The sequence below is a fragment of the Bilifractor sp. HCP3S3_D3 genome (genome assembly GCF_052063915.1).
Classification (GTDB): Bacteria; Bacillota; Clostridia; order Lachnospirales; family Lachnospiraceae; genus Bilifractor.
In genome coordinates this window covers 81893-94103 of record NZ_JBQHWP010000005.1, presented here as the reverse complement: position 1 = coordinate 94103, position 12211 = coordinate 81893, and the positions used below count along the sequence as shown (strand labels likewise).

General features: G+C 50.4%; 9 protein-coding genes and 1 tRNA gene. All 10 read right to left on the bottom strand.

Translation table 11 applies throughout. The features are described 5' to 3' along the window. Positions 1-33: 33 nt before the first annotated feature. Positions 34-1248 carry an aminotransferase class I/II-fold pyridoxal phosphate-dependent enzyme gene (locus tag ACTNDI_RS04410; RefSeq protein WP_441099545.1) on the bottom strand — a complete coding sequence of 405 codons (1215 nt, stop codon included), beginning with the start codon at positions 1246-1248 and terminating at the stop codon, positions 34-36. Positions 1249-1503: 255 nt separating this feature from the next. Beyond that, complete coding sequence (locus ACTNDI_RS04405; protein WP_441099544.1) at positions 1504-2022, bottom strand: transposase; 519 nt, start codon at positions 2020-2022, stop codon at positions 1504-1506. A gap of 56 nt (positions 2023-2078) precedes the next feature. Next, positions 2079-2528: a transcriptional regulator NrdR gene (nrdR, locus tag ACTNDI_RS04400; protein WP_441099543.1), complete on the bottom strand. Its 450-nt coding sequence runs from the start codon at positions 2526-2528 to the stop codon at positions 2079-2081. Positions 2529-2814: 286 nt separating this feature from the next. Beyond that, a complete protein-coding gene (locus ACTNDI_RS04395) occupies positions 2815-3294 on the bottom strand; it encodes a COG2426 family protein (RefSeq protein WP_441099542.1) in 480 nt (159 codons plus the stop codon). Between the two features lie 231 nt (positions 3295-3525). Beyond that, a complete protein-coding gene (locus ACTNDI_RS04390) occupies positions 3526-4422 on the bottom strand; it encodes an undecaprenyl-diphosphate phosphatase (protein ID WP_441099541.1) in 897 nt (298 codons plus the stop codon). Positions 4423-4536: 114 nt separating this feature from the next. Beyond that, the gene (carB, locus tag ACTNDI_RS04385) at positions 4537-7761 is read right to left on the bottom strand and encodes a carbamoyl-phosphate synthase large subunit (RefSeq protein WP_441099540.1); all 3225 of its coding nucleotides are present in this window, start codon (positions 7759-7761) and stop codon (positions 4537-4539) included. Further along, on the bottom strand, positions 7761-8918 hold the full coding sequence (locus tag ACTNDI_RS04380; RefSeq protein ID WP_441099539.1) for a carbamoyl phosphate synthase small subunit: 1158 nt from the start codon (positions 8916-8918) through the stop codon (positions 7761-7763). Before ACTNDI_RS04380 ends, carB begins: the two co-directional genes overlap by 1 nt. Before the next feature lie 487 nt (positions 8919-9405). Next, positions 9406-9489, bottom strand: a tRNA-Leu gene (locus ACTNDI_RS04375). 211 nt (positions 9490-9700) lie between these two features. After that, positions 9701-10402 carry a flavin reductase family protein gene (locus ACTNDI_RS04370; protein WP_441099538.1) on the bottom strand — a complete coding sequence of 234 codons (702 nt, stop codon included), beginning with the start codon at positions 10400-10402 and terminating at the stop codon, positions 9701-9703. Positions 10403-10562: 160 nt separating this feature from the next. Next, complete coding sequence (gene galT, locus ACTNDI_RS04365; RefSeq protein ID WP_441099537.1) at positions 10563-12101, bottom strand: UDP-glucose--hexose-1-phosphate uridylyltransferase; 1539 nt, start codon at positions 12099-12101, stop codon at positions 10563-10565. Between the last annotated feature and the right edge of the window lie 110 nt (positions 12102-12211).

The following is a 12211-nucleotide window of genomic DNA, read 5'->3' as shown; positions in this document are numbered from 1 at the left end:
GTCCCCGCAGAACTACACTGCTGTCCGGATTTGTTACTGATGATAATACTGAAGGAATTCCTCAAGCTTCGCACACGCAGACCGCAGCGTCCTTCTGTGCGGCAGATATACAATCCGGAAGTGATCCGGCGCGATCCAGTTGAATCCGGTTCCCTGAACGATCAGCACCTGCTTCTGATAGAGGAAATCATAGGCAAACTTCATGTCATCGGTGATGTTGAATTTCTCCGTGTCAATCTTCGGAAAGATGTAGAACGCAGCCTTTGGCTTTACAACGCTGATACCGGGAATATCCTTCAGCAGATTGTACACACACTCTCTCTGTTCGTAAATTCGTCCTCCGGGAACCAGATATTCCTCGACGCTCTGATATCCTCCAAGAGCGGTCTGGACGATCGACTGCGCCGGGACATTAGAACAGAGCCGCATATTGGACAGCATATTAATGCCTTCCAGATAATCTTTTCCCATCTCAAGATTCCCCGAGAAAACCATCCAGCCGACGCGGAAACCCGCGATCATATGGGATTTCGAAAGGCCGGAGAAGGTCACACAAAAAAGATCCGGCGCCAGTGAAGCGATGGAAGTGTGGCCGATGCCGTCCATGACGAGTCGGTCATAGATTTCATCACAGAAAATGATGAGCTGATGCTCACGCGCGACTCTGACAATCTCCTCCAGGACCTCCTTCGGATAAACGGCTCCCGTCGGGTTATTCGGATTGATGATGACAATCGCCTTGGTCTTGTCGGTAACTTTTTTCTCGATATCCTCAATGTCCGGATACCATTCTGACTGCTCGTCACAGATGTAATGGACAACCTTGCCTCCCGCAAGCGTCGCGCAGGCTGTCCACAGCGGATAATCCGGAGCCGGAATCAGAATCTCATCTCCATCCTCCAGAAGTGCCTGAAGAGCCAGATTGATCAGTTCGCTGACACCGTTGCCGGTGTAAATGTTCTTGATTTCAACGTTCGGAATTTTCTTCAGCTGACAGTACTGCATGATCGCTTTTCTCGCGGAAAAAAGGCCTCTTGAGTCAGAATATCCCTCACAGTCTGCGAGGTTGCTCATCATATCGTGGATCACCTCATCCGGAGCTGTAAAGCCGAAGGTCGCCGGGTTGCCGATATTCAGCTTCAGGATCTTCTTTCCGTCCTCCTCCATGCGGGCCGCCTCTGCAACAACCGGGCCGCGGACATCATATAACACATTATCCAGCTTTGATGATTTATTGAACTGTCTCATAACTGTACCTCCCCAGATGAATATGTACGGGCAGTCAGCCACATCCGCTCATACATAGTATGAAACGGTGGGGCAAACGCCGCGACAGACCGGCAAAGCCGGTCACATGTAGCAGCTGCACGGGTTGTGAAGCAACGGAGCAACTGTCTTTATATATCTCATGTCATTCTATATATTGTGGCGCTAATTCCCGTCATTTTCAATTTCAATCAGAATATATTGTAACATTTACACTCAATTCTTGCAACGCGCACCTTATACACGTTGTGGTGCTCCGCCTGCTGCCCGCTTCTTTTCCCGGATCCGTCTCAGAAGTGGATTAAGCCTCGGGTCCGGACTGTTCACCACAAGTGAGATCAGCTCCTTCATATATGTGCCGAGAAGATCCTCACCTGTTTTTTCCGTGTTTGCCTCATTTCTGGCCCGGAACCGCCGGAATGTATTGGTGCTGAACGGCTGGCTGTCATAAACCGTCGTGTGCAGGGCGTACTGAAATCTTATATCAAAATTCAGCGTCTCAATCATCTCATCATCGGTCATGTCCAGCAGTTCCTCCAGCAGCATGCCTCCCAGCACGATATTGACCGGGGTATTCGGTCTCGGGCTCCTGTCACTGTAGAAATCCGCAAATTTTCGTTCATCGATTTTTGGAAAAATATCATCCCCGAACGGTTTTGCCCAGGAACGATCCAGCAGCTTCTTCTCCCGTTCACTCAGATGATTCAGGGAATCGACAAACGAGAGCTGCTGATATGTATTTTGTACAAATGCCATGTCTTCGGGCCTTTCGTTTTCGATCGCAGAGAAACAGGTCCAGAACTGTTCCCGCGTTACTTCAGCAGTTTCTTGAGTTCTTCCATAAAGGTGTTCACATCCTTGAATTCACGATATACGGACGCAAACCTTACATATGCCACAGGATCCAGATTCTTCAGTCTTTCCATGACCATGGTTCCGATCTCGTGGCTTGAGATTTCCTTGTCCTCACGGCTGTAAATCTCATTTTCTACCTGATCTACAATGTCATTCATCTGCTTGACAGAGACCATCCGTTTTCTGCAGGCGAGCATGATGCCGTTGTACAGCTTGTTCCGGTCGTAACGTTCCCGCGTCATGTCCTTCTTGATCACCATGACCGGAATGTTTTCAATTTTTTCATAGGTGGTAAACCGCTTGCCGCAATGATCGCAGACCCTTCTGCGCCGGATGGAATTATCCTCCTCCACTGGTCTGGAATCAATGACTCTTGTGTTATCCTGATTACAATATGGACATTTCATCTGTATTCCCTCAAAAATCCGGGATTGCGAAAGTGCACAGCACAGGCAATCCGAAGCATATCCAATTTGTGACGCAATTTCACCCTGGTTGTTTCACTGTTCCCATTTATCCGCTGCAGGAATGATGCCAATCCGGAAGAACGACAGACAATTACATATCGTTCCCATTTCTTCACATCTGGCACGTCAGAGATAACCTTGTCCTGCCTGACTCATATCATCCCGCAATAAATCCTGCCGCTCCGCGTACGTACGGCCACTCCGCAAGAGTTACGCCCGTCTCATATCATCCCGCGATAAGCCCTGCCGCTCCGAGAACACCTGCCGACGCCAGCCCCATGATGATTCCGGCAAGCAGAACACCGAGCATTACGGCCACAACGCTCTCCTTGAATCCCATGTCCAGAAGGCTCGCAGCCAGTGTGCCGGTCCACGCGCCGGTTCCCGGTAGCGGAATGCCAACGAAGATAAAAAGCGCGGCGAACAGACCCTTTCCTGCTTTTTCCTTCAGCTTTTCACCGCCTTTTTTCCCTTTCTCCAGGCAAAAGGTGAAAAATTTACCGATGTATTTCTTATCCGCGCCCCATTCCAAAATCTTCCTTGCAAAGAAATAAATGAAAGGAACCGGAACCATATTTCCAATCACCGCGATGATATACGCATGAAGGAGCGGAACGCCCATCTTTGCGGCGACGGGGATTGCTCCTCTGAGTTCAACGATCGGAACCATTGAGATGATAAAAGTAATGAGATATTTTCGGAACATTGCTTTCTCCTGTACGCAAAATCTTTCTGCATTCTATACTTTGTCTCTTTTTCCCCGGATCCGGATGAATAAGGATCTTCTTTTTTCCCCTAAATCCGTATTACTGTCTGTGGTACATTTTCCCGATCCGTATGTATAGCTTTGTCTTTTTCCGGACTCCTTATGAGTATCTGTTATTTTTTCCAGAGACGCGCATGGCTATCCGTGTCTCCTTTTAAATTCCTTCAAACATCAGATGACACCTGCAATTCCGAGAAGAATCACTATGGCGCCCAGTACAATCCGATACCAGCCGAACACCTTAAAGTCATGTCTGCGGATGTAATTCATCAGGAATTTGATGACAAAAATCGATACCACAAAGGAAACGACACAGCCGAGCAGGAGCACCGCAGCTTCCATCGCCGTAAAGGCGAGTCCAAACTTCGCGAGCTTCAGCACGGAAGCGCCAAGCATCGTCGGAATGGCCAGATAGAAGGTGTATTCCGCCGCAGTCGTTCTGGACAGTCCGATCAGAATGCCCCCAATGATTGTGGCGCCGGAGCGCGATGTTCCGGGTACCATAGCCAGGCACTGAAAGATTCCGATAAACAGGGCATCTTTGAAAGAAATCCGGCTGATTTTCGATACTCTCGGTTCCTTATTTTTGTTGCGGTTTTCGATGAGGATGAACAGAACACCGTAGATAATCAACATCGCGGATACCACCTGCGGGTTGTACAGATGCTCATCCATCCAGTCATTCAGAGGAAACCCGATGATGATCGCGGGTATTACCGAGACAATGATCTTCAGCCAGAGCACGATCCTGTCCATGTAGATGTACCGATCCGCAAATTTCTGAAAGCTTCCCGCAGCGCCTTCTGTCTGCGGACTGGAAAACTGCGTCTTCGACGGAGCATTCTTCGATGTGTGGAAGGGCCAAAGTTTTTTAAAATAGATTACAACGACAGCCATGATCGCGCCAAGCTGAATGACGACATCGAACATACTGACAAAGGACTTGCTCATTCCGAGATTCAGAATCTTCTGGAAGATAATCAGGTGACCGGTACTGCTGATCGGGAGCCACTCAGTAATTCCCTCCACGATACCCAGTATAATCGTTTTTAACAGTGTAATAAACATTTTTTCCTTTTCCTTACTCTTATTGTATAAATTCGTCGAAAACGCGGACACTGCCATAAGACAAAGGAATCCGGTCTTTACATCTTCAGTAAAAACCGGATTGTCCTCTGACTCTTATTTGTTTCTGTTTCCTCGTTTCAGAATCTTTGCGATATCGATCAGATCGAGCGTCTTGATATCCGTATTCTCCAGAGATGTCGCCAGCGCTCTTGCCGTATCTACTGCGGTGATGACATTTACGCCGGTTTCGATGGCATTTCTGCGGATGACAAATCCGTCTCTGGAGTGCTCCGCGCCCTGTTCCGGTATATCGATGACCAGATCAATCTTATGTCCGAGAATCAGATCCATGAGGTTCGGACTCGGCTGTTCGATTTTATTAACCGGAACTGCATGAACTCCATGTTCTGTCAGGTATTTCGCAGTTCCCCGGGTTGAGAAAATCTTATATCCGAGATTTTCAAATCTCTTGATGATCGGAGTGATCTCTTCCTTCTCGCTGTCGCGGACGGTGACGATCATGTTCTTGTATTTCGGCAGACGGACGCCTGCACCGATGAATGCCTTGTAAAGAGCTTCGTTGAAGGACTTCGCGATGCCCAGACATTCTCCTGTGGATTTCATCTCCGGTCCGAGGCTGATGTCCGCGTCCCGGATTTTTTCGAAGGAGAAGACGGGCATCTTGATTGCCATATAATCCGCCTCCGGCTGAAGACCAGGCTCATATCCGAGCTCCCGGATCTTGTGGCCGAGAATCACCTGCGCCGCGAGCGGTACGATCGGAATACCTGTGACCTTGCTGATATAAGGAACCGTGCGGGAGGATCTCGGATTTACCTCAATCACATATACCTCGTTCTTGTAAACAATAAACTGGATGTTGATCATTCCGAGAACGTGAAGGGCATTCGCGAGCTTCCGGGTGTCGGTTTCAATCTTCTTCTTGATCTCTGCCGAAAGATCTTTTGCCGGATACACAGAGATACTGTCTCCGGAGTGAATGCCTGCCCGCTCGATATGCTGCATGATGCCCGGGATCAGGATATCCTCGCCGTCGCAGACCGCGTCGACCTCGATTTCTGTTCCCGCCAGATATTTATCGACCAGAATCGGATGCTCCTGCGTATAGCGGTTGATAACACCGATGTACTCACGGATATCATCGTCGCTGATCGCAATCTGCATGCCCTGTCCTCCCAGTACATAGGAAGGACGCACAAGAACAGGATAGCCGAGCTCGTTGGCGACCTTGACTCCCTCTTCCGCAGTAAATACCGTGCCGCCCGAAGCTCTCGGAATGCCGGTCTGCCGAAGGATCTGATCGAACCGCTCCCTGTCTTCCGCAGCATCTACATCAGAGGCGGAGGTGCCGAGAATCGGGACTCCCATCTTCATCAGCGCCTCTGTGAGCTTGATGGCCGTTTGACCGCCGAACTGCACAACCGCTCCGTCCGGATGCTCGACGTTTACAACGTTTTCCACATCTTCAGGTGTAAGCGGCTCAAAATAGAGCTTGTCCGCGATATCGAAGTCAGTGGAAACGGTCTCCGGGTTGTTGTTGATGATGATGGTTTCATAGCCTTCCTTTTCAAACGCCCAGGTGGCGTGGACAGAACAGAAATCAAACTCAATTCCCTGGCCGATTCGGATCGGTCCGGAACCGAGTACGAGAACCTTCTTTCTGTCTCCGCTGGAAACCGCCTCATTCTCACCGCCGTAAACGGAGTAGAAGTAAGGAGTCTCCGCGGAAAATTCCGCGGCGCAGGTATCAACCATTTTGTATGCGGCGGTAATTCCCGCCTTTTTGCGCATCTCCTTAACTTCTGCTTCGGAAACAGATCCGTTCAGCTTCGCGATCAGGTAATCCGGGAACTCCATCCGCTTTGCCTCACGCAGGGTCTCCACGTCCAGCCTGCCGCTCTTCAAAGTGTTCTCCATCTCTACGAGTCTGGCAATCTTGTCAATAAACCAGATATCAATCTTTGTAATGGAGTGAATGCGGTCATACGGTACGCCCCGCCTTACTGCCTCCGCGATTCTCCAGATCCGCATATCATCGATGATCGACAGATCGTGGATCAGCTGATCCTCCGAAAGGCCGGTGAAATCGTAACTCATGAGAGAATCCACATGCTGTTCCAGGGAACGGATTGCCTTCATCAGTGCTCCCTCGAAATTCGTGCAGATACTCATGACCTCGCCGGTTGCCTTCATCTGTGTCGTCAGCGTACGCTTTGCCGTGATGAACTTGTCAAACGGAAGCCGCGGGATCTTGACAACGCAGTAGTCAAGCATCGGCTCGAAGCTTGCGAAAGTTTTCTTCGTGATGGCGTTCGGAATTTCATCCAGGGTATAGCCGAGGGCGATCTTCGCCGCGACCTTCGCGATCGGATAGCCGGTTGCCTTTGAAGCAAGCGCGGAGGAACGGCTCACACGTGGATTTACCTCGATGACACAATACTCGAAGCTGTCCGGGTTCAGGGCGTACTGCACGTTGCAGCCTCCGGTGATTCCCAGCTCGGTTATGATGTTCAGCGCAGAGGTACGGAGCATCTGATACTCCTTGTCGCCGAGCGTCTGTGAAGGAGCAACGACAATGGAATCGCCGGTGTGAACACCGACGGGATCAATGTTCTCCATGTTGCAGACCGTGATGACGTTTCCCGCGGAATCGCGCATCACCTCATATTCGATCTCCTTCCATCCGCCGATGTAGCGCTCAACAAGCACCTCGTGCACGCGGGACAGCCGGAGTCCGTTAGCCAGAATCTCACGCAGCTCATTCTCATCGTGAGCAATTCCGCCGCCCGATCCTCCGAGCGTATACGCGGGACGCAGCACTACAGGATAACCGATTTTCTCCGCAAACCGGATGCCATGCTCCAGGCTGTGAACGACCTCTGAGGCCGCTACCGGCTCGCCGATTTTTTCCATCGTGTCCTTAAACATCTGACGGTCTTCCGCCTTCTTGATCGTCAGAGAGGTGGTACCGATCAGACGGACATGGTTTTCCTTCAGAAAGCCACGATCTTCCAGCTCCATGGCAAGGTTCAGTCCTGCCTGGCCTCCCATGGTCGGAAGAACACTGTCCGGTTTTTCCTTCAGGATCAGCTGTTCCACTACCTCAACGGTCAGCGGCTCAATGTACACCTTGTCCGCGATATCTCCGTCCGTCATGATGGTAGCCGGGTTGGAGTTCAGAAGCACAACCTCGACACCCTCCTCCTTCAGAGAACGGCAGCACTGTGTACCCGCATAGTCAAACTCCGCAGCCTGTCCGATAACGATAGGGCCGGAGCCAATTACCAGTACCTTCTTTATACTCATATCCCTGGACATTACTGGTCACCTCCCATCATTCTGATAAACTTGTCAAACAGATACGCGGAATCCTGCGGGCCGGGGCATGCCTCGGGATGGAACTGCGTCGTGAAAATGTTCTTGCCCTTGTAGCGAAGGCCCTCATTCGTTCTGTCATTTACATTCACATAGGCCGGCTCCGCAATCTCCGGATCCACCGTGTCCGTATCGACGACATAGCCGTGGTTCTGCGAGGTAATATAGACCCGCCCGGTTTCCAGATCCTTCACGGGGTGATTTCCTCCCCTGTGTCCGTATTTCATCTTCTTTGTGTTGAAGCCGGCAGCAAGCGCCATCAGCTGATGGCCCATGCAGATCGCGTAGATCGGCACATCCGACTCGTAAAGCTTCCGGACCTCACGGATCTCATCCGGACAGTCCTTGGGATCTCCGGGACCGTTTGTCAGCATAATTCCGTCCGGATGACCGGCCAGAACCTCTTCCGCCTTAGTCCAGGCAGGATACACCGTGACATCACAGCCTCTCTGATTCAGAGAACGGATGATATTGTACTTCACACCGAAATCCATCAGCGCAACCTTATAGGTGCGTCCGGTGCGTTTTCCGCTTACCGGAGCTTCTGGATCCGCGTCCTTATAGGCAGGGCTGGTAATTCCTCCAACAACGGTATCCGTCGCCGGCCAGAACTCCTTTTCTGTACAGGTAACCTCTTCCACCTCATTTCCGGTTCTGTATGCCCGGATCTGTGGAAGAACCTCCTCCGGAACAACATCGGGGTCTGTGGTGATCATTCCATTCATCGTGCCGGACTCACGAAGGATCTTCGTCAGAGCACGGGTATCAATGCCTTCGATCCCGGGGACATTGTAGCGCTTCAGAAATGCCTGAATGGTGTCTTCTTCCCGGAAATTGCTGGGGACCCTTGATAATTCATGAACGATAAATCCATCCATATAGGGTCTCAGAGACTCCTGATCCCGGTAGCAGATCCCGTAATTTCCGATCAGCGGATATGTCATGCAGACAGCCTGTCCCGAGTAAGACGGGTCAGTCAGAACCTCTTCATAACCGGTCATAGATGTATTGAAGACGATCTCGCTTATGACAGTCTTTCTGGATCCTATACTTTTCCCTGTAAATACATGCCCATCTTCTAGAATCAAATAAGCTTTCATTTGCGTGCTCCTTGTTCAATCCGTAGCCTCTACAGTATGTAACGCTCCGCCTGCGGGGCATAAGCCTTTTCCTTACGCGGACAGCCTGCCGCCGATGGCCGCACTGCGGCCTTTTGCGGCGAGCGCAGCGATACGAGAGATCACCGGCATAACGCCTGTTGTCTCGCTGCATAGTTCTTCTGCCCGATTATAGCACAGGTTTCCATATCTTTCCTCTTAAAATTGCGAAATTGAGAAATTCATGGACGTCTGACATTCATCTTGACCGGTCGTACCGGACGCATGGTCCCGGACACATGGTGCCGGACACATGACATTCCTCCAATCTCAAAAAAACGAACCGCAGGGATTTCCGCAAAAGAAAAGCCACGGGAACACGAATATGTGCTCCTGTGGCTCTTCTGTTCATTCTTCTGTGATCAAAGTAACTGGCATCAATTTATGACCGGCCTCATCTTTCATTTCCTGTTTTCGGGCAAAAAGAAAGTGCAGGAAGCGGGACTTGAACCCGCACAGTATTGCTACCACAGGCACCTGAAGCCTGCGCGTCTGCCAATTCCGCCATTCCTGCATCTGCTGATATTCAATGTCGTGTGCGTTTTCTGTCGCTCACAACGATGTTTATCTTATCAGACCTTCTTTCGATTGTCAACTGTATTTTAAAATTTTTTTGTAACTGTATTTTAAAATTTTTTTGTAACTATTCATCACATCTCGAAAAACGCAGGCACCCGGGATTAGAGTGCTGAATCTTTACCATTTTTATCTTTTAACTTTTTACTTTACTGACTGACGTTCCGCTGATTTGCCTTCCGCTGATCTGCCTTCCGCATTTTCTTTGTCCTCTTTCTGACTGTCTTCTTCCTGACCGAGTACCCGAAGCTTCCCAGCTCTCTCCCAAGCTCGTAGTATTTCCCGTGCGAGTAGGCGGTGAGTCCGGTTTTCTCCAGATGGAAACTGCCTTTTTCATCCATATACCGGCTGTCTGCCTGGATACAGACAACTTCAGCGAGGAACATATCATGGGTTCCAAGCTCCAGAACCTGTTTTACCCGGCACTCGATATTGACCGGAGATTCCTCAATGACCGGCGCCTGTACCCGGATTCCTCTGCCCGCAGTAAGGTTGCAGGCTTCGAACTTATTCAAATCTCTCCCGGATCTGACGCCGCAGAAATCAGCCGCCCTTACCAGCCGGTCTGTGGTCAGGTTTACGACAAACTCCCCGTGTTCCTTGAGAAGATGCCAGGAATACCGGCTGCGCCGCACGGATATCGACAGCATCGGAGGGTCGGAACACACGGTTCCGGCCCAGGCGACGGTTATAATATTCGGAATTCCAGCCGCATCGTAAGAGGCTATATCTGATTTATCCCGATAATGCCGGTCTGTTTCTCCCGACACTTCGCCGGCTATACTGATCATGACAGCAGGCACGGGATACAGAAAATTGCCGGGCTTTTCAAATACAATTTTTTCACTCATGACAGATACCTCTTAACTTTTACAGATGCTTCTATCCTTTACAGATGCCTCTTATCCTCTACCGGATTCTCGAAGAGACGCACCCCAGCCAAAACCCTCCTGGATGAGAATGCGGAAACAGCTTCTCGGATCGTCTTGGAATCGTCTGTTTCCCGGCCTCTTACAGCGCCTGAATAAACCGGTCAAATGCCTCCTGTCCTTCCGCTGTTCGCTTGAATACACCGGCATCTTCCAGAACAAGCATGAACACCTTTCCGATTTCTTCCTTCAGAATGTCGTCGATATTCGTCTCATTGACCGTGCTGTGACGCTTCATGATCTGTTCCGCCCAGTCTGCATGCTTTGACAGCTCCTCATCTGCGCGGATATTTCTTCCTTCAAGTATTGCTTTCCTGAGATCTGCCATCTCCTTCTTCAATCTTGCGGGAAGCACAGCGAGACCCATAACCTCGATCAGACCGATATTTTCCTTCTTGATATGATGAAGCTCCGCATGCGGATGGAAGACGCCGAGCGGGTGCTCCTTTGTGGTGATGTTGTTCCGGAGGACCAGATCCAGCTCGTAATCCTCTCCCCGTTTTCTCGCAATCGGCGTGATCGTGTTGTGAGGCGTCCCGTCTGTCTCTGCGTAGATAAAGACTTTTTCATCCGTATATCCTCTCCATGCGGTCAGGATTCTGTCCGCGAGCGCAATGATGCGTTCGGTGTCCGGACCGGAGAGCCGAATACAGGACATCGGCCATTTCACAATTCCCGACTTCACATCCTCAAATCCGGCCACGGAAAAGCTTCGTTCTACCGGTGCCTTCGCCATCGCGAATTCATAATGGCCGCCCTGAAAATGATCATGACTCAGAATGGATCCTCCTACGATCGGAAGATCTGCATTCGAGCCGACAAAGTAGTGCGGGAACATCTTCACAAAATCGAAGAGCTTGCAGAAGGTCGCATGCTCAATCTTCATCGGAATGTGCCGGGAGTTAAATACAATACAGTGTTCATTATAATACACATACGGGGAATACTGGAAGCACCAGTCCGAATTCTGTATGGTTACCGGAATGACCCTGTGATTTTCTCTGGCGGGATGATCCGGTCTTCCGGCGTATCCCTCGTTCTCCCTGCAGAGCTGGCATTTCGGATAGCCTGACTGCTTCGCATTTTTCGCCGCCGCAATCGCCTTCGGATCTTTTTCCGGTTTGGAGAGGTTGATCGTAATATCCAGATCTCCGTACTCCGTTGGAACCTTCCACTTCATATCCTTCGCGATACGATATCTGCGAATGTAATCCGTATTTCTGGAAAAATCATAGCACCAGTCTGTCGCCTTGACCGGTGAATCCTCATACAGCTTCCGGAATCTGCGGATCACTTCAGAAGGTCTCGGCGTCAGGCATCCCATCAGACGGGTATCAAATAGATCGCGATAGACGATGCTGTCCCCTCCGGTAATTCCCCTCGACACCGCGTCGTCGGTCAGCTCCTTCAGCGTCTCCTCGAGCTCTGTTCCCGCTGCAATCCGCTCCTCATTCAGAGTAGACGCATAGGCGATCACCTCTTCCCGGCTGCCCTCATAGCTGTCCCTTTCGAGGTTCATCAGAATCTGATTTACCGTGTAAATGATATCATCCTCTTCAATCAGGCCGGTGTATAATCCATATCCTGCCAGCCGCGTTATTGCATTGTCAACATCACTCATATCTTCCTCCGTTCTGCAGGCATTTCCTGCTGTTCCGATCATTCTTCGTATATATACGCATCTGCTGCCCCGGGCAGACCGAATCGCATACTAACCTCGCCATCATTCTT

What these genes read in the sequence shown, in the direction of transcription:
- ACTNDI_RS04390 (WP_441099541.1), bottom strand. Translation starts at nt 4,422, where the DNA reads ATGTTTATTACACTGTTAAAAACGATTATACTGGGTATCGTGGAGGGA.
- carB (WP_441099540.1), bottom strand. Translation starts at nt 7,761, where the DNA reads ATGTCCAGGGATATGAGTATAAAGAAGGTACTGGTAATTGGCTCCGGC.
- ACTNDI_RS04395 (WP_441099542.1), bottom strand. Translation starts at nt 3,294, where the DNA reads ATGTTCCGAAAATATCTCATTACTTTTATCATCTCAATGGTTCCGATC.
- ACTNDI_RS04380 (WP_441099539.1), bottom strand. Translation starts at nt 8,918, where the DNA reads ATGAAAGCTTATTTGATTCTAGAAGATGGGCATGTATTTACAGGGAAA.
- ACTNDI_RS04370 (WP_441099538.1), bottom strand. Translation starts at nt 10,402, where the DNA reads ATGAGTGAAAAAATTGTATTTGAAAAGCCCGGCAATTTTCTGTATCCC.
- ACTNDI_RS04405 (WP_441099544.1), bottom strand. Translation starts at nt 2,022, where the DNA reads ATGGCATTTGTACAAAATACATATCAGCAGCTCTCGTTTGTCGATTCC.
- nrdR (WP_441099543.1), bottom strand. Translation starts at nt 2,528, where the DNA reads ATGAAATGTCCATATTGTAATCAGGATAACACAAGAGTCATTGATTCC.
- galT (WP_441099537.1), bottom strand. Translation starts at nt 12,101, where the DNA reads ATGAGTGATGTTGACAATGCAATAACGCGGCTGGCAGGATATGGATTA.
- ACTNDI_RS04410 (WP_441099545.1), bottom strand. Translation starts at nt 1,248, where the DNA reads ATGAGACAGTTCAATAAATCATCAAAGCTGGATAATGTGTTATATGAT.